At 54.9% G+C, this 17,996-nt stretch carries 15 protein-coding genes and 1 pseudogene; 7 read left to right on the forward strand and 9 right to left on the reverse strand.

The features are described 5' to 3' along the window. Positions 1 to 90: 90 nt before the first annotated feature. The 5 genes and pseudogenes from pilQ to B9Y90_RS02925 form a co-directional block, all read right to left on the reverse strand. Positions 91 to 1,339 (reverse strand): annotated as a pseudogene (pilQ, locus tag B9Y90_RS02905) (type IV pilus secretin PilQ). Continuing rightward, positions 1,254 to 1,670 carry a HofP DNA utilization family protein gene (locus B9Y90_RS02910; RefSeq protein WP_085540156.1) on the reverse strand — a complete coding sequence of 139 codons (417 nt, stop codon included), beginning with the start codon at positions 1,668 to 1,670 and terminating at the stop codon, positions 1,254 to 1,256. The pseudogene pilQ and the gene B9Y90_RS02910 overlap by 86 nt, the downstream one beginning before the upstream one ends. Beyond that, positions 1,657 to 1,995 carry a HofO family protein gene (locus tag B9Y90_RS02915; protein ID WP_176227837.1) on the reverse strand — a complete coding sequence of 113 codons (339 nt, stop codon included), beginning with the start codon at positions 1,993 to 1,995 and terminating at the stop codon, positions 1,657 to 1,659. Before B9Y90_RS02915 ends, B9Y90_RS02910 begins: the two co-directional genes overlap by 14 nt. A gap of 121 nt (positions 1,996 to 2,116) precedes the next feature. Then, positions 2,117 to 2,665 carry a PilN domain-containing protein gene (locus tag B9Y90_RS02920; protein WP_085540158.1) on the reverse strand — a complete coding sequence of 183 codons (549 nt, stop codon included), beginning with the start codon at positions 2,663 to 2,665 and terminating at the stop codon, positions 2,117 to 2,119. Further along, positions 2,665 to 3,480: a type IV pilus biogenesis protein PilM gene (locus tag B9Y90_RS02925; protein ID WP_039288442.1), complete on the reverse strand. Its 816-nt coding sequence runs from the start codon at positions 3,478 to 3,480 to the stop codon at positions 2,665 to 2,667. Before B9Y90_RS02925 ends, B9Y90_RS02920 begins: the two co-directional genes overlap by 1 nt. Positions 3,481 to 3,619: 139 nt before the next feature. Between B9Y90_RS02925 and mrcA the strand changes: the two genes are divergently transcribed. After that, positions 3,620 to 6,172 (forward strand): peptidoglycan glycosyltransferase/peptidoglycan DD-transpeptidase MrcA, encoded by a 2,553-nt coding sequence (gene mrcA, locus B9Y90_RS02930; RefSeq protein WP_085540159.1) that lies wholly within the window; start codon positions 3,620 to 3,622, stop codon positions 6,170 to 6,172. A gap of 58 nt (positions 6,173 to 6,230) precedes the next feature. Here the strand turns inward: mrcA and nudE are convergent, their stop codons facing one another. Beyond that, positions 6,231 to 6,791 carry an ADP compounds hydrolase NudE gene (nudE, locus tag B9Y90_RS02935; RefSeq protein ID WP_039288447.1) on the reverse strand — a complete coding sequence of 187 codons (561 nt, stop codon included), beginning with the start codon at positions 6,789 to 6,791 and terminating at the stop codon, positions 6,231 to 6,233. A gap of 335 nt (positions 6,792 to 7,126) precedes the next feature. On the opposite strand from nudE, the gene B9Y90_RS02940 reads away from it, so the two are divergent. The 4 genes from B9Y90_RS02940 to hslO all read left to right on the forward strand — a co-directional run bounded on the left by B9Y90_RS02940 (position 7,127) and on the right by hslO (position 11,325). Continuing rightward, on the forward strand, positions 7,127 to 9,262 hold the full coding sequence (locus tag B9Y90_RS02940; protein ID WP_085540160.1) for an intracellular growth attenuator family protein: 2,136 nt from the start codon (positions 7,127 to 7,129) through the stop codon (positions 9,260 to 9,262). A 74-nt stretch (positions 9,263 to 9,336) separates the two neighbouring features. Continuing rightward, positions 9,337 to 10,008, forward strand: a complete 672-nt coding sequence (gene yrfG / locus B9Y90_RS02945) for a GMP/IMP nucleotidase (RefSeq protein WP_085540161.1) — start codon at positions 9,337 to 9,339, stop codon at positions 10,006 to 10,008. Between the two features lie 9 nt (positions 10,009 to 10,017). Beyond that, positions 10,018 to 10,419: a ribosome-associated heat shock protein Hsp15 gene (gene hslR, locus B9Y90_RS02950; protein ID WP_039288455.1), complete on the forward strand. Its 402-nt coding sequence runs from the start codon at positions 10,018 to 10,020 to the stop codon at positions 10,417 to 10,419. A gap of 27 nt (positions 10,420 to 10,446) precedes the next feature. Continuing rightward, positions 10,447 to 11,325 carry an Hsp33 family molecular chaperone HslO gene (hslO, locus tag B9Y90_RS02955; protein ID WP_039288459.1) on the forward strand — a complete coding sequence of 293 codons (879 nt, stop codon included), beginning with the start codon at positions 10,447 to 10,449 and terminating at the stop codon, positions 11,323 to 11,325. 36 nt (positions 11,326 to 11,361) lie between these two features. Here the strand turns inward: hslO and B9Y90_RS02960 are convergent, their stop codons facing one another. After that, entirely contained in the window at positions 11,362 to 13,110 is a 1,749-nt protein-coding gene (locus B9Y90_RS02960; protein ID WP_085540162.1) for a DUF4153 domain-containing protein, read from the reverse strand. Positions 13,111 to 13,435: 325 nt separating this feature from the next. On the opposite strand from B9Y90_RS02960, the gene pckA reads away from it, so the two are divergent. Next, on the forward strand, positions 13,436 to 15,055 hold the full coding sequence (pckA, locus tag B9Y90_RS02965; RefSeq protein WP_039288462.1) for a phosphoenolpyruvate carboxykinase (ATP): 1,620 nt from the start codon (positions 13,436 to 13,438) through the stop codon (positions 15,053 to 15,055). A gap of 66 nt (positions 15,056 to 15,121) precedes the next feature. Here the strand turns inward: pckA and envZ are convergent, their stop codons facing one another. Beyond that, positions 15,122 to 16,471, reverse strand: a complete 1,350-nt coding sequence (gene envZ / locus B9Y90_RS02970) for a two-component system sensor histidine kinase EnvZ (protein ID WP_039288465.1) — start codon at positions 16,469 to 16,471, stop codon at positions 15,122 to 15,124. Next, complete coding sequence (ompR, locus tag B9Y90_RS02975) at positions 16,468 to 17,187, reverse strand: osmolarity response regulator transcription factor OmpR (RefSeq protein WP_006177890.1); 720 nt, start codon at positions 17,185 to 17,187, stop codon at positions 16,468 to 16,470. Before ompR ends, envZ begins: the two co-directional genes overlap by 4 nt. A gap of 238 nt (positions 17,188 to 17,425) precedes the next feature. On the opposite strand from ompR, the gene greB reads away from it, so the two are divergent. Next, positions 17,426 to 17,905, forward strand: coding sequence for a transcription elongation factor GreB (gene greB, locus B9Y90_RS02980; protein ID WP_039288469.1), 480 nt, complete (start codon positions 17,426 to 17,428; stop codon positions 17,903 to 17,905). Positions 17,906 to 17,996 lie beyond the last annotated feature (91 nt).

Consider the following 17,996-nt stretch of genomic DNA (forward strand, 5'->3'; position numbering starts at 1 on the left):
AACGGTACACCTTGTAAGCTAATTCCTCTCTGCCGTCAAACACCTGGGCGCTGTTTGGCAGAAAAACCCGCAGGCTGAAGAGGAAAGACGCTAAGGCAACGCAATCAACCTGGGCGTGATGAACACGACTAATTCCCGACGTTGGTGCTTTTTCCCGTCGTGCCGGAACAATTGGCCGATAAAAGGAATATTTCCAAGTAAAGGGACGCTATCCCGGGTGTGGTTGTTCTGCTGCTGGAAGATTCCGCCTAACGCCAGCGTCTCACCGTCCTTCACCTCGACCTGCGTTTCAATCTCTTGCTTATCAATGGCGAGCGCTTCCCCATCTGCGTGCTGGATGCTGCGTCCTGGCATATTTTGGCTGATGCGAAGCTGCAGGCGAATGGTTCCGTGGTGACTTATCGTCGGCATGACCTCCATACCCAACACCGCCTCCTTAAATTCCACCGACGTGGCTTCATTATTTGCCATTAGAGACTTGATAGGGAATTTCTGTGCCCTGTTTGATGCTGGCAGACTGTTGATGTGCCACCAGCAGGCGTGGGCTGGCGATGATTTCCAACTGCTGTTGCTGTTCAAGCGCGCTGAGCTCCAGCTCAAGCATCCGGCCGTTAATGCGGCCAATATTAAACCCCACTGTCGTGGTTGCCGCTTTCACCGCTAACTCACTTGAGACGGTTGTGGTTTGGTATTGCCCTGATGCAGTTTCACCTGCCGGAGCACTCCACTTCACGCCGAGCTCGCGTAGCTTGTCCTGGTTAATGGTGACAATATGCGCGGACAGCTCGACCTGCCCCATCGATACATCCATCTCTTTAATCCAGGCCGCAACGCGTTTTTGTGCCTGCTGACTGTCGCGGACTACCAGCCGATTTGTGCGCTTATCTACGGTAATGCTGCCCCTCGGCCCAAGCAGTTTTTCTTCATTAGCTTTGATCCCTGCAGCAAGGTCGGCCACTTCAGCGTAGCGCGGCGTATAAACCGCTTGTACCAACGGCTGATCGAGCGCTTTTTGCTTACGAGCGGCCTCTTGCTGAGCTCGCCGTTGCGCCGGATCCTGTTTTTGCTGGATTTGAAGAATATTGCCCGTCTTAGATGAAGTCAGGTTTGCCAATCTGAGTACCTGTTGGAAAGCCTGCTCCCATGGCACATCAGCCAAACGTAGCGAGAGATTTCCCGCCACCTCAGGCGCAATCATCACGTTGAAGTTTTGCTGCTCGGCCAACGCCTGCAGAACCTGCACGACCGGCGTTTCATCTAACGTCAGAGTAACGCGATCGTTCGCCCGCCCCATCAGGGACGTCAGTATCAGTACGCTTCCCACGATATGCCTTATCATTGATCCCTCCCTGTATTTTCCAGTGGTAGTAGCGCCCTTCGCAGGCACCGTTGAGCGAAACTCTCAGTTGCCGCTCAAGAAGCGTGGTCACCTGCACATCTGGCTCCAGAAACAAACCTTCTTTTACCCTTTGCCAGCGTTTCCCCGAGAATTGCATTAAGGCAATGCTTTCTGCAGAGCCCGTCGGGTAAAACACACCACGCAACTGCCAGCTATCCAGACGCTTAAGCAGCGCTTCACAAGGCGATGCGGGCAAAAGAAAGGGATTACGCGGCAACGCCTGCAGCGGCGCACTGAGCACGGCCAGTAACATCCAGCTAACGACTTTCATCGGTAAACTCCAGAGTGATCACAACCCGCACATGTTCCCCGGCTTCGCTCAAGATAAAGGTCGGCAGTTTCAGGCTGGCATAGCCGGCCAACGCTCTAAAAAACGACGGCACTCTGGGCCATGGAAGCAGGATTTCCAACGTTGAATGCCGCGAATCGGGCTGCCACTTCACCAGTCTCCCGCCAGACCGTTTTATAGCCTCCATGGCAGAAAACACCTCCAGAGGAACGCTATCAGGCAGCGGCTCTGGCTTCGGCAAAGCTGCGATTTGCCGCTGCAGGGAAAGCACATGCTGCCAGCGCTGCCGATAGTGCGGTTCTTGCATCCGCAACTCTTGCCGCAGGGGCCAAATCCACAGCCACAAACAGATTAACGCGGTGGCAAAAAGGCACCCCAACAGGCTCAACACCCGATATGCAACATGCCCATCCATAAGGCGATCCAGGTTATTCAGCATGTTCGCCACCCATGGGGGTCAAGGTGAAGGTAAAGACCAGACCTTTGCCTTTTTCATCACGCAGCTCACCAGACTTGACCTTGAACGCTCCTGGTAAATCGGCCAGAACTGCCTCAAACCGATCCAGTTCTCGTGCATCGCCCGCCACGCCGGAGATGGTTGCGCTTTCATTTTGCCAACTAACCCTCTGCAGCCAGCTATTTTCAGGCAACCGTGAGGCCAGCATATTCAGCACATTTTCCCAGCGTGAAATATTGTCTTTCCGCGTCACCTCCGCCTGCAAGATCGCCAGCCGCTGCTGACGCTCCTTCAACTCTTTTTGTTGACGCGATAACAGCGCCTTCAGGGCGGATTCCTGCACCTCCAACTGGGTAGCCTTAGCCTGTTGCCAGCGCACTTTTACGGCGAGAGAATGTGTCCAAAGCAGCATAGACCCCGTAATCAACAGCACGCCAAACAACAGAATGCAGCCCCAGATTTTGAGCCGATGCCGGCGTCTCAGCGGCCGCCACGGCAGGAGATTTATCAGCGGCATCATTAGCGTTCGGATCCCAGGGCCAGCCCCAATGCGAGTGTATAAAGTTCACCGTGACGTGGCAGAGGTGGTAGCTGGCGGACAATGGGTTGCCACGCATTCAGTTTTTCTGCTCCGGCAGGACAAGTGCTTTCAACGTCAGCGTGACTAAAGGCAATGTCGCAGGCGCTGGCCTCTAGTTGCTGACATAGGGCCGGGAAATCCACTGCCTGCCGTTTATCCAACCAGCCGGAGCGTTCGCGATTATTCACTGACGCCCACAGCCAGTAGCCTCGCTCTTCATGAACAAGAAAACGACAGTGTGCTGGATAGCAACCCTGAGGCAAGGCGCTCAGAATTTTGTCTCCCGGCGTTATCGTCCGGGGAAAGAGATTCATACTGGCAAAAATGGCCTGCAGTGCAGCAATATCCGCCTGTTTCACCGCCGTCACGCAAAATGATGAATCCTCCGTCAGGTAGTCATAACAGAGTTGCTCCGTGGGCATTTGTAGCTGGCGAGCCGTTGCACCCGCGATATACTTTTCTTGAGCTGATTCCTGCAATCGCCGTGGCGGTCTGGGTACCTGACGTTGCAAAGCCCGCTGTGCCGGAAAACCAACCCGCAGATGATGGCGCACCGGGATTTCTTTACGCCATGCAGCAAGTGCCTCGCGCAGGGTGTCAGGTTCGGGTAACATGCCGTCCGCAAGTGTTTGTTTCGGGAAAGGTAAATACCACCAATGGCGCAACTGCCACCCTTGCCGGTGCCACTGTACCGCCGCGGCACGCACGCCTTCCGCCTGGATATCCAGGCCAATCCGCCAACCAGGAAACATCATGGTTTCGATCTCCTTATCCGGATAATAAACAGCCCTGACCCCGAAACAGTAACGGGTATATCAAAGCTCCTGGCTTGCCTTTATACTACCGCGCGGTTGTTTAGAAACTGCCCAATTGAAACCTGATGGGAAATTTAAGGTGAAGTTCGTAAAGTATTTATTAATCCTTGCAGTCTGTTGCGTTCTGCTGGGAGCTGGCTCGATTTACGGTTTATACAAATACATCGAGCCCCAGCTGCCCGACGTGGCAACATTGAGAGATGTGCGGCTGCAGATTCCAATGCAGGTTTACAGCGCTGACGGCGAGCTGATCGCTCAGTACGGCGAAAAACGACGTATTCCACTGACCCTGAACCAGATCCCTCCGGTGATGGTAAAAGCATTTATCGCGACAGAAGACAGCCGCTTTTACGAGCACCACGGCGTTGACCCGGTGGGCATCTTCCGTGCTGCAAGCGTAGCGCTGTTCTCGGGCCATGCTTCTCAGGGCGCAAGTACCATTACGCAGCAGTTAGCGCGTAACTTCTTCCTTAGCCCCGAACGCACCCTGATGCGTAAAATTAAGGAAGCGTTTCTTGCGGTTCGCATTGAACAGATGCTGAACAAAGACGAGATCCTTGAGCTCTACCTGAACAAAATCTACCTCGGTTACCGCGCCTATGGCGTCGGCGCTGCCGCTCAGGTTTACTTCGGCAAAACGGTCGATCAGCTGACCCTGAGCGAGATAGCGGTGATTGCGGGGCTGCCTAAAGCGCCGTCAACGTTTAACCCGCTGTACTCCATGGATCGTTCAACGGCACGTCGTAACGTGGTGCTGTCGCGTATGCTGAGCGAAGGTTACATCAGCCAAAGCCAGTACGATGAAGCGCGCAGTCAGCCGATTGACGCCAGCTATCACACGCCTGAAATCGCCTTCTCAGCGCCATACCTTTCAGAGCTTGTACGTCAGGATATGGTCGCCCGCTACGGCGACAAAGCTTACGAAGATGGCTACAAGGTTTACACCACGCTGAGTCGTAAAATTCAGCAAGGTGCCCAGGAAGCCGTTCGCAACAACGTCATGGCCTACGATATGCGCCATGGCTACCGCGGCCCATCTAATGTGCTGTGGAAAGTGGGAGAAAGCGCGTGGGATAAGAAAAAAATCACCGCCTCGCTGAAAAATCTCCCGGTCTATGGCCCATTATTCCCGGCGGTTGTCACCCTTGCCACGCCTGATGAAGCATCGGCGATGCTGGCCGACGGCAGCTCCGTTTCGCTGGGTATGGAAGGCATGCGCTGGGCGCGTCCGTATCGTTCCGACACCGCGCAAGGCGCTACGCCACGCAAAGTAACGGACGTGGTACAGGCCGGACAGCAGATTTGGGTACGCAAGGTGGACGATGCCTGGTGGCTTAGCCAGGTGCCTGACGTTAACTCGGCGCTGGTTTCGCTCAATCCACACGATGGCGCCGTGCTGGCGCTGGTCGGCGGTTTTGACTTTAACCAAAGCAAGTTCAACCGTGCGACCCAGGCTCTGCGGCAGGTTGGTTCAAACATCAAGCCATTCCTGTATACCGCGGCAATGGACAAAGGCCTGACGCTGGCGAGCATTCTTAATGATGTGCCGATTTCACGCTGGGATGCCGGGGCGGGTTCCGACTGGCGGCCGAAGAACTCTCCGGCCCAATACGCCGGGCCGATCCGTCTGCGTCAGGGGTTGGGCGAGTCCAAGAACGTGGTGATGGTACGAGCAATGCGGGCGATGGGCGTCGATTATGCCGCTGAATATCTGCAGCGCTTTGGCTTCCCTGCCGCAAATATTGTTCATACCGAATCACTGGCGCTGGGCTCCGCCTCATTTACGCCAATGCAGGTTGCCCGCGGTTACTCCGTCATGGCAAACGGCGGCTTCCTGGTTGATCCTTACTACATCACCAAAATTGTCGATGACGCAGGGAACACCGTGTTTGAGACGAAGCCCAAAGTTGCCTGCGCCAGCTGTGATATTCCGGTCATTTACGGTGATACGCCGAAATCAACGGTACTGGAAAACCAGGACGTAGAAGACGTTGCCGTCTCGCAAACGCCGCAAAACAGCAGCGTGCCAATGCCGCAACTGGAGCAGGCTAACAGCGCTCTGGTAGCAAAAGCGCAAGGTGAGGAGTACGCCCCACACGTGATCAACACGCCGTTGGCGTTCCTGATCAAAAGCGCGCTTAACAGCAACATTTATGGTGAACCAGGCTGGCAGGGAACCGGCTGGCGCGCTGGCCGTGATTTGAAGCGTAAGGATATCGGCGGCAAAACCGGGACAACCAACAGTTCGAAAGACGCCTGGTTCTCCGGCTACGGTCCAGGCGTGGTCACGTCGGTCTGGATTGGCTTCGACGATCATCGCCGCGACCTTGGCCGCACCACAGCTTCAGGTGCAATTAAAGATCAGATTTCCGGCTACGAAGGCGGCGCAAAGAGCGCCCAGCCAGCGTGGGATGATTTCATGAAAATTGCTCTGTCAGGCGTGCCAGAAGAGCCAATGACACCTCCACCAGGGATCGTCACCGTCAATATTGACCGGAGTACCGGGCAGTTAGCCAACGGCGGCAACAGTCGTGAAGAGTATTTCATCGAAGGCACGCAGCCTACGCAGCAGGCCGTGCATGAAGTAGGCACGACGCTTATCGATAACGGGGAAGAGCACGAGTTGTTCTAACCCGAGCCAAAATAAAAAGGGCCGCTAAGCGGCCCTTTTTATTCTTTTGCAGTCAGATTTACAGTCGACCCTGTTGCCTTAACCATTCGCGAACCAGGAACAAAGCGCTGACGTTACGCGCCTCGCTGAAATCATCTTCATTGAGCAAATCCATCATTTTCGCCAGCGGCCACCGTACCTGCGGCAGTTCTTCCGGCTCGTCCCCTTCAAGCGACTCGGGATACAGATCTTCTGCAACCACAATGTTCATTTTGCTCGAAAAATAGGACGGTGCCATCGTCAGCGTTTTCAAAAACGTCAGCTCGTTCGCGCCAAAACCCACTTCTTCTTTCAGCTCGCGGTTGGCGGCCTCAAACACCGTTTCACCCGGGTCGATCAGCCCTTTAGAAAACCCTAGCTCATAGGATTCTGTGCCAACCGCGTATTCACGGATTAAGATCAAGTGGTCATCAACAACAGGTACTATCATAACCGCCTCACGTGAAGACGGTTTCATGCGTTCGTAGACGCGGCGAACGCCATTGCTAAATTCCAGATCCACCGTTTCGACGTTAAAAAGCCGCGAACGCGCCACGGTTTCGACATTTAAAATCGTTGGTTTTATTAGTGATTTGCTCATGTGGCCGGGATCAACAGTGAAAGAGGTAAGTTATTGTGCGGCATGCCGCACATATCGTGCAACGAGCATTGGCTATTATTTACATTTTTGTAACTTCTATTGAGCCAAAACACGCAATGCAGCCCCCTGTCAAGGCAGGTACTATTGAATAGGAATTTACTTGTATTTCGGACGAAGTCGCTTTGCTAACATTGTGTTACTGTAGGCCGGTCGCCTTAAAAACAGCTCAAGTTTGCAGCTTTACCTGCCGATAATGACTTCTGGCGTCTTAACCTTTTGAAAGGCCGATCTTTTGCCGATTTTGATGAAAAAGACGATTGTTTGATGGGGAAAGCATGAGCACCTTATTATTTCTGTTAGCTGCTATGCTGGCCTGCGTACTGATTGCCGGATGGCTGATTTGGCGAAGCCTGAGGCTTCGTGCCCGGGTTTCGCACGATCGTTCCTTCTCCGGTGCCACCACGCGTAAACTGACCCCAGAAGAGCGCGTTGCCGTCGAAAATTACCTCGAGCGCTATTCGCGTTCTCAGGAACTGATCGGCCCATCCGGTGCAAGCAATCCACCGCCAAGGTTAACGCTCACCGCGCAAAGCAGCATGGTTTTCTCCCTGACCCGATCTATCACTCGCTACGGCCTCTCTGCCGATGACGCCAATAAATGGCGTTATTATCTTGATTCTGTTGAAGTGCATTTGCCGCCATTCTGGGAGCAATACATCACCAACGATAACGACGTGGAGCTGATTCGGACAAGCAGCATCCCGCTGGTGATTTCACTCAATGGCAATACGCTGCAAAACGATACGCTGGACACGCAGCAGTATGCCCTGGAAGGTTATCCAGGCACTCAGGCATCCATCCGGGGCGAAGAAAGCGAGCAAATTGAGCTGCTAAATATTCGCCAGGAAACCCAGGAAGAATATTCCCTGAGCCGCCCTGACGGCGTCCGTGAAGCCGCACTTATTTGCATCGCTTTTATCATGCTGTTCCTGAGTCTCGTGACGCCGCCCGTGTTCCTGCCCTGGCTCATTGGCGGTGCCGTTTTGCTCATTGCCGCCGGGTTATGGGGCCTCTTGGCTCCTCCGGCAAAAACGGCATTGCGCGAAATCCATTGCCTGCGCGGCACACCTAAGCGCTGGGGGCTGTTTGGTGAATCCAACCAGGATCAGATGAGCAATATCTCCCTGGGGATTATCGACCTGGTTTATCCACCGCACTGGCAGCCTTTTGTGGCGCAGGATTTGGGGCAGAAAACCGACATCGATATCTACCTTGACCGCCATGTAGTGCGTCAGGGGCGTTTCCTTTCGCTGCATGATGAAGTGCGTAACTTCCCGCTACAGCACTGGGTGCGCAACCTTCTTATTGCCGCTGGTGCGCTGTTGGTCCTGCTGATGATGACCATTTGGGTGCCACTGGAAATGCCCATTAAGCTCAGCGCCTCATGGTTAAAGGGCGCTCAGTCCATCGAAGCCACCAGCGTTGAAGACCTCGCCAAATACAAGCTGCAGGTTGGCGATACGCTTAGAGTCAACGGCACGGGGATGTGTAATATTCAAACGCCCGGCGGTTATCACGCGCGGCAAAATTTCCCGTTCACCCCCTTCGACTGTTCACAAATTATCTGGAATACCGCCCGTCCTCTGCCCTTGCCTGAGTCGGAAATCATGGACAAAGCGGTCGCCCTGACCAAAGCTGTCAGCGGGCAAATCCATCCTCAGGGTGGCGAAGCTGACAGCAAGGTAAACCCCCAGCTCGCGGACGCCATTCAGAAATCAGGCATGGTCCTGCTGGATGATTTTGCCGGGATTGTGAAAAAAACGCAGGCGCTGTGTACCGCAGAGGAAGAGTGTGTGCGCCTGAAAAATGCGCTCGTAAACCTGGGCAACACTAAAGACTGGGATTCTCTGATCAAGCGTGCGGATTCAGGAAAACTGACCGGGGTGAATGTCCTTCTACGGCCGGTTAGCGCCGAGTCGCTGGATAACCTGGTGACCACCTCAACCGCGCCATTCTTTATCCGTGAAACCGCCCGCGCAGCTCAGGCGTTAAACAGCCCGGCGCCGGGCGGCTACATCATCATCAACGATGAAGGCGGCGATCTCGTGGACCAACCGCTGCCGCCAATGTCGCTGTATGACTTCCCGGCTCAGGAACAATGGACCGAATTCCAGCGGCTGGCGGAAATGTTGCTGCAAACACCGTTCCACGCCGAAGGTATCATTACCGGCATCTACACGGACGCTAACGGCACACAGCACGTCACCCTGCATCGGATTTCCGATACACACAGCCTCTGGAGCTACATCGGTATTTCTCTGATGCTGATTGCGATGCTGGCCTGCGCCGCGATAAACGGCGTTCTGGCGGTGACTCGCTATCGCCGTGCCAGTACGCGGCTGGCTGAAATTCAGCGCTATTATGATAGCTGCCTCAACCCCACACTGACTCCGCCCACGCCGCTGAAGTAGCCGCTACGGGTAAACTTTGCGTACCGGGTTGTGCTACCCTGGTACGCTATTTTCCCTCAATCGAGACTAAAGCTATGTCTGGTGCTATTGCCTGGCAGGATGTTGACACCCTGTTGCTGGATATGGACGGGACCCTGTTGGACCTGGCCTTTGATAACCATTTCTGGAAAAAGCTGGTACCGGAAACCCTTAGCCTTGAGCGCGGTATTCCCCTGCAGGATGCCTATGAATTAATTTCCCGCGAATACCACGCCGTGCAGCATACGCTAAACTGGTACTGTCTCGACTACTGGAGCGAACGCCTCGGGCTGGATATCTGTGCCATGACCACAGAACAGGGGCCAAAAGCCGCGCTGCGTGAAGATACCGTGCCGTTTCTTGAGGCGGCGAAAGCCAGCGGCAAGCGCAGAATTTTGCTCACCAACGCGCACCCGCATAACCTGGCGGTGAAGCTTGAGCATACGGGTTTGAACCAGCACCTTGATTTATTACTTTCTACCCACACATTTGGTTATCCGAAAGAAGATCAGCGTTTATGGCAGGCGGTGGCCGGACATACCGGATTCGATGCGGCCCGAACCGTCTTTATCGACGACAGCGAAGCCATTCTTGATGCAGCCGCAACGTTTGGGATTCGCTACTGCTTTGGCGTTCTGAACCCGGATTCAGGTGAAGCGGAAAAAACGTTTGAGCGCCACCCAGGCCTGAGCGATTACCGCAGCCTGATTCCTTCGCTTTCCGCTTAAGGAGGCGCAATGAAAGAAAAAACCGCCGAGGGCGTACGCCTGGATAAATGGCTATGGGCCGCACGCTTTTACAAAACCCGTGCGGTTGCGCGGGAAATGATTGAAGGCGGGAAAGTGCACTACAACGGCCAGCGCAGCAAGCCGAGCAAACTGATTGAGCTGAACGCGGTTCTCACGCTGCGTCAGGGAAACGACGAGCGCACCGTAACCGTACTGGGTATTACCGAACAGCGCAGGCCAGCCACAGAAGCCACTCAGCTTTATGAAGAGACGGCGGAAAGCATCGCCAAACGGGAGAAAGTGGCGCTGGCGCGCAAAATGAACGCGCTGACCATGCCGCATCCCGATCGCCGCCCGGACAAAAAAGAGCGGCGAGATTTGATGAAATTTAAACACGGTGGCGAAGACTAAATTCGCCGACCAGTAAGAGAGATGACGATGACTCAACACGACCAACTACACCGCTATCTGTTTGAAAACCACGCCGTGCGCGGCGAGCTGGTGACGGTTTCCGAAACCTGGCAGCAGATCATGGAAAACCATGATTATCCGCAGCCGGTCAAAAAAATTCTGGGCGAACTGCTGGTCGCCACCAGCCTGCTGACAGCCACGCTGAAGTTTGACGGCGATATCACCGTTCAGCTCCAGGGGGATGGCCCAATGACGCTGGCCGTGATTAACGGTAATAACAAACAGCAAATGCGCGGCGTGGCTCGCGTACAGGGTGATATCCCGGCAGATGCGGCATTAAAAGATCTGGTGGGTAATGGTTATCTGGTGATCACCATCACCCCAGCCGAAGGCGAGCGCTATCAGGGCGTAGTCGGTCTGGAAGGGGATACGCTGGCCGCCTGCCTGGAAGATTACTTCATGCGTTCCGAGCAGTTGCCAACTCGCCTGTTTATTCGTACCGGCGAAGTTGACGGTAAAGCAGCTGCGGGCGGCATGCTGCTGCAGGTTCTGCCGGCGCAAAACGCTGAAACCGACGACTTCAACCACCTGGCGACGCTGACCGAAACCATTAAGGCCGAAGAGCTGCTGACGCTGCCAGCGACCGATGTGTTATGGCGCCTGTACCACGAAGAAGAAGTCACGCTGTACGATCCGCAGGACGTAGAGTTCAAATGCACCTGCTCACGCGAGCGCTGTGCTGACGCGCTGCGCACGCTGCCGGATGAAGAAGTCGACAGCATTCTGGCCGAAGACGGCGAAATCGACATGAACTGCGATTACTGTGGCAGCCGCTATGTGTTTGACTCCATGGACATCGCAGCGATCCGCAACAATGCCTCTCCGGCGGATCCGCAAGTTCACTAAGTTTGCAAAACGCCTCCAATCGGAGGCGTTTTATTTTCAGCGGTAATAGTCAATTTTAACCCGCTGCCCCTGCACCATCACGTCCTGCCAGACCTTCGCCGCCGCCGTCAGTTTTCCTTCAGAAGCAGCCTGCTTCAGCGCTGACATCATCTGGTTTTTGTCCAAATCACGGGCCTGGCCGATATCCTTCCAGCTTCCGTCGACCTTGCCATACACTTTGCAGTAGCTCATTTCCGGCTGGCACAGCAGCCATTCATCCTGCCCATCGCCGTTCAGATCCATCCCAACCAGCAGACACTTATCCTCGTCATCCAGGCATTCACGGGCCTGGTAACTTTCATCTTTTACCATGGCCTGCCACCACGCGTTTTCCGGCACGCGGTTTTTATCCGCCAGCACGATACGCTGACGCAGAGATTCAACCGTCAGCTTCGCAACCGCCACACCGCCCGCTTTGCCGTTGCTCAACAACATTGCCAATTGTCTTCTGCGGTCAGGGCTGGCGACAAACACCGGGTCTTTTTGCAGCTCGCTGAGCGCATCATAGCCCCGCCGCCCGGCATATTGCAGCATGGTCATACTCACCTTCTCGGGCTTCAGGATGCCGCTGTGGTAACGCGCCATTTGGTTATTAACGCTGATCCGGTAAGGGTCCAGAAGCGGAGAATTCACCGCAACCAACAAGGCCAGCGCCAGCAAAAGCACCGCGCGGTTAATCCCTCCCGGCTGTAGAACAGGCTCCCAACGCTGGCGAATAATCGTGGCGATATAGCCAAAGGCCCACACCAATACGGTGAAGGTTATCAGTGCCGCATATACCCTTGTCGGCGTCCAGCCGTATGACGAAACGCGCAACCACAGCGCATAGCTTGCCAGCAAGGCGTAAACCGGCGACAGCAATAACGTCAGCTTTATCGCGCCATCAAGCAAAGCGGGATAAGGTCGGGTTTCTCTTTCCGGGTGATAAGCCACTGCGGCAGTGCCCATCACCATCAGCGTCAGCGTGTTGAGCAGCGCATTACAGGAAAAGTGCAGTGAAATAGACCCCAGACCGACCACCGGCAGCGTCGCTAAAAACATCAGAGAAATCAGCGAAAGCAGCGGTAAAAGCCCCGTCGCAAAAACGCTGAAGAAATGTTTTACCGCGTTAATAGCCCGAACCTGGTCACGGCAAAGCGTGACCGCCAGCGCCGCTGCCGTACAGGTAGCAATCCAGCCAAATGCCGACGAACTGAAAAACAGGCGATCAAAGAAGGTGATATCCACCAGCTTGAATAAGCCGGCCCAAAGCGCCAGCACGCCCCAGAAAAAGAGCACCAACAGCCCGGTCAGCAGCAGAGTAATACCGTTCCGCCAGAGCTGGCCGTAGAATACCTGCCAGCCTCCCCAACCGCGATTCGAGTGCAGCCGTCCCTGCAGCCAGGGCAGGGCCAGAAACAGCATCGCCGCCAGCGAACAGAGATACCCCAGCACAATATCGTGCCGGTTCCAGCTTTCCAGTCCCTGAGTCGTCCAGTTCACCCAGCCGCTCATCAACGCCACAATCGGCAAGGGGAGTAGCGCCAGGCCCCAAAATCGCAGACCATTGAAACGCACGGTGATAAGCGCCAGCGTCGCCGCCAGCACCACGGACAGAGAGCGCAGATACAGGGCCTGATTATCCCCTCGCAGCCAGAGGCTACTCACCCTGTCTCCTTCGGTGAGGTACAGCACCACGCCTAAAAGAAACCCCACCAGCAAAATCCCCCAGCGGGTCGCCTTAGGTAACGGTTCAGACATGAACATGGTTGTCATCCCTTATTAACTCATTTTGGACTTAGTGTAACGGACTGCTGCGACTTGCAAATGACGGTCTTGTTTCATTGAGTTGCGTATGAGAGCGCGTTCATTCACAAAGTTCTCCGTTATTATCCTAATTATTAACATATCCGCTATATTTTCCCCGAAAGCCAGCGAATTCCTGCCATACTCTGCCCCCGTTGCGGCATCCCCTGTGCATTTCCCCTGTTAAATTTAAGCAGGCGCGTAAATTTATGATAGTGGTCGCGGTTAACACCCCCTAAACAACCCTACAATATTCGGCAGTATAAATTGGCTAAGGAGCAGTGAAATGCGAGTTAAAGGCATAACCCCGCAAGATCTCAAGGCTTATGGCATTCATGACGTCAGCGAAGTCGTCTATAACCCCGATTACGACACCCTTTACCGCGAAGAACTCGACCCTAACCTGCAGGGTTTTGAGCGCGGTGTGGTCACTAACTTAGGCGCTGTCTCCGTAGATACCGGGATCTTCACCGGCCGCTCTCCAAAAGATAAATACATCGTCCGCGATGACACCACCCGCGACACCTTATGGTGGGCCGACAACGGTAAAGGCAAAAACGATAACAAACCGCTTTCCGAAGAAACCTGGCACCAGCTTAAAGGGCTCGTCACTCATCAACTGTCGGGCAAGCGCCTGTTTATTATTGACGCTTTCTGCGGCGCCAACGCCGATACCCGCCTGTCAGTACGTTTTATCACCGAAGTTGCCTGGCAGGCCCACTTCGTGAAAAACATGTTTATTCGCCCAACGGACGAAGAGCTGGAGACGTTTGAGCCTGATTTTGTGGTGATGAACGGAGCTAAATGTACCAATCCAAACTGGAAAGAACAGGGCCTGAACTCCGAAAACTTTGTAGCGTTTAACCTGACTGAACGCATGCAGCTTATCGGCGGCACCTGGTACGGCGGCGAGATGAAGAAAGGGATGTTCTCTATTATGAACTACCTGCTGCCGCTGAAGGGCATCGCTTCCATGCACTGCTCGGCAAACGTCGGTGAAAAAGGCGATGTGGCGGTGTTCTTCGGGCTGTCCGGCACCGGTAAAACAACGCTGTCTACCGACCCGAAACGCCGCCTGATTGGCGACGATGAGCACGGCTGGGACGACGACGGTGTGTTTAACTTTGAAGGCGGCTGCTACGCCAAAACTATTCGCCTGTCGGAAGAGGCAGAGCCGGATATCTATCACGCGATCCGCCGCGATGCGCTGCTGGAAAACGTCACCGTCCGTGCTGACGGCACAATCGACTTCGACGATGCGTCCAAAACGGAAAACACCCGCGTTTCTTACCCGATTTATCACATCGACAACATCGTTAAGCCGGTGTCGAAAGCGGGCCACGCCACCAAAGTCATCTTCCTGACTGCGGATGCCTTCGGCGTATTGCCGCCGGTTTCCCGTCTCACCGCGAACCAGACTCAGTACCACTTCCTGTCCGGTTTTACCGCCAAACTGGCGGGCACCGAGCGCGGCGTGACTGAGCCAACGCCAACCTTCTCCGCCTGCTTCGGCGCGGCATTCCTGTCGCTGCACCCAACCCAGTATGCGGAAGTGCTGGTGAAACGTATGCAGGCATCCGGCGCGCAGGCGTACCTGGTGAATACCGGCTGGAACGGCACCGGCAAACGCATTTCGATCAAAGACACCCGCGCGATCATCGACGCTATTCTCGACGGCTCACTGGACGACGCAGAAACCTTTACGCTGCCGATGTTTAACCTCGCTATTCCAACCGCTCTCGCAGGCGTGGACACCCAGATTCTGGACCCACGTAATACCTACGCCTCTCCGGAGCAGTGGCAGGAAAAAGCGGAGCAGCTGGCGAAGCTGTTTGTCGAAAACTTCGAGAAATACACCGACACCCCTGCCGGGGCGGCCCTGGTCGAAGCTGGTCCGAAGCTGTAAATCTGAAGTATTAGGCGAAAAAAAACGAACCCTTCGGGGTTCGTTTTTTATTGGGCCACAGGGAAACTAGCTTTCCCGATGAGTCACCACCCGGGTTATCGGCAGCGGGAGATAAGCCCTGATACGCAGCCCTCCTCGCTCGCTCTTCCCGAGATCCAGCATCCCATTATGGTTGTCGATGATACGCTGCACGATGGCCAGGCCCAGCCCGGTGCCGCTGGTACTGCGGGCGCTATCGCCGCGCACAAACGGCTGGAACAAATGCTGCAGCTGATCTGGTTCAATGCCCGGACCGTCATCTTCCACCTGGAACCAGGCGCGGTTTAACTCGCTGCCGCTACTGACTTTGATCCAGCCATTGCCGTAGCGCGCCGCATTCACCACCATGTTGGCAACCGCACGCTTGATAGACAGCGGATGGATATTCAGGCGGATTTCACCGGCCTGCAGGTCAGTGTCAATTTCACGCTCGTAGCCGCTTTCTGCCGCAATCACTTCCCCGAGTACGCTGTTGAGATCCGCCATCTCCAGCGGCATCTCCTGCCCGGTGCGCAGGTAGTCGATAAATTGTTCGATAATCGCATTACACTCTTCGATATCTTTGTTAATCGACTCGGCCAGATAGCCATCCTCCTGCCCCATCATTTCGGTCGCCAGGCGAATACGCGTCAGCGGAGTGCGCAGATCGTGGCTGACGCCCGCCATCAGCAGCGTGCGATCGTCGGCCAGCTGTTTCACGCCCGCGGCCATATGGTTAAATGCGCGAGTCACCGATCGCACTTCCGAAGCGCCATATTCGCGCAAAGGAGGAGGAATAATCCCTTTACCGACCTGCAGCGCAGCGTGCTCCAGGTCGACCAGCGGTCGGTTCTGTATTCGAATAAACAGCCATGCGCCGCCTATCGCCAACAGCATGATCGCCAGCGTATAGCGGAACAGCGGGGAGAAATCACCCTGATGGATTTCAGTCAGCGGAACGCGGACCCAGATATTCGGCGACAGCCAGGTTTTCAGCCAGACAACCGGGGAGCTTTTGTTCACCTCAACGCGCACTTCGGTCGGGCCACCAAGCTGCTGCGCCATTTGCTGGCTCAGAAATTCGTAGTGCTGCGCCCAGCGCAGGCCAGCGTCTTCCGCCGCCTCGTTGGAATAAAGTGAAATGCCCAGCTCACGATAAATCTCACGACGAAACGCAGGCGGCACCACAAGCTGGGTGCCGTCTTCAAGCTGCAGTTTGTCGGTCATTAGCATTCTGACTTCGTACGCCAGCACCTTATTAAACTGCTGCAGGCTCGGCAAAATCGCGAAGTTCAGAACGACAAGATAAGTCGTCACCAGGCTGACGAACAGCAAGGTGACGATCAGCAACAGCGTACGGGCAAACGAGCTTCTGGGGGAGAAGCGAACTCGCCTCATGCCTTAGCGCCGTCCGGGACAAAGACGTAGCCAAGACCCCAAACGGTCTGGATATAACGCGGATGCGCCGGGTCCTCTTCCACCATGCGGCGCAGGCGGGAGATTTGCACGTCAATGGAACGCTCCATCGCGGAATATTCGCGGCCACGGGCCAGGTTCATCAGTTTGTCGCGGGAAAGCGGCTCGCGCGGGTGGCTGACCAGCGCTTTCAGCACCGCAAATTCACCGCTGGTCAACGGCATAGGCTCGTCTTCACGGAACATTTCGCGGGTGCCGAGATTCAGCTTGAACTTACCGAAAGCGATAACCGCTTCTTCCTGGGAAGGCGCACCCGGCAGCTCGTTGGCCTGACGACGAAGCACGGCACGAATTCGGGCCAGCAGTTCACGCGGGTTAAACGGCTTAGGAATATAGTCATCAGCGCCGATTTCCAGGCCGACGATACGGTCAACTTCTTCGCCTTTCGCGGTCACCATAATGATCGGCATTGGGTTACTCTGGCTGCGCAGACGGCGGCAAATAGAAAGACCATCCTCGCCCGGCAGCATGAGGTCCAGCACCATCAGGTGGAAGGATTCACGGGTCAGCAGGCGATCCATTTGTTCGGCGTTAGCGACGCTGCGAACCTGGAAGCCCTGTTCGGTGAGATAACGCTCTAACAGCGCGCGCAGACGCATGTCGTCATCGACCACCAGAATTTTATAGTTCTCTTGCATCGTTTGTACTCCCAAAGGCTCGAACAGTTGAGTGTGTATTCTTAAAAAACTGCGCTAATACAACCAGTCAATTCTGGTATACATTCTAGTCGAAATTGTTACAAAGCATATTAAACAGTCGGTTATCAACGTTTTAAATCAAAATTTGGTGACTTGCTTCCCAAAATGCGCCGGTTGCATTCCTCATTGAGCATCGGTTTAAATCACACTCTGATTTTACAGGCTGCAGGGCAGAAAGATGAAAACGCCGTTAATCACCCGTGAAGGCTACGAAAAGCTCAAAAAAGAGCTGGATTATCTGTGGCGTGAAGAGCGCCCCGAAGTGACCAAAAAAGTGACCTGGGCCGCCAGCCTCGGCGATCGCAGCGAAAACGCCGACTACCAATACAACAAAAAACGCCTGCGTGAAATTGACCGCCGGGTTCGCTACATCACCAAATCCCTCGAGCGCCTGAAAATCGTCGATTACTCACCGCAGCAGGAAGGCAAAGTCTTCTTCGGCGCGTGGGTCGAAATAGAAAACGACGACGGCGATCTGCTGCGTTTTCGCATCGTCGGCTACGACGAAATCTTTGGCCGCAAGGACTACATTTCTATTGATTCGCCGATGGCGCGCGCGCTGCTCAAAAAAGAAGTGGGCGATTTAGCCGTGGTGCAAACACCAGGGGGAGAAGCCCAGTGGTACGTCAATGAAATTGAGTACCCTAAACCCGAGTAACGCGCACAGAACTGTCTGAAACCCAATATCCGGGGGTCGTCGGCTGGCATTTTCGCGCCCCGATCCGTATAACTGTTTGCTGAATTTTCCG

Origin of the sequence: Cedecea sp. NFIX57 (assembly GCF_900177785.1) — a bacterium.
Taxonomy (GTDB): domain Bacteria; phylum Pseudomonadota; class Gammaproteobacteria; order Enterobacterales; family Enterobacteriaceae; genus Cedecea; species Cedecea neteri_C.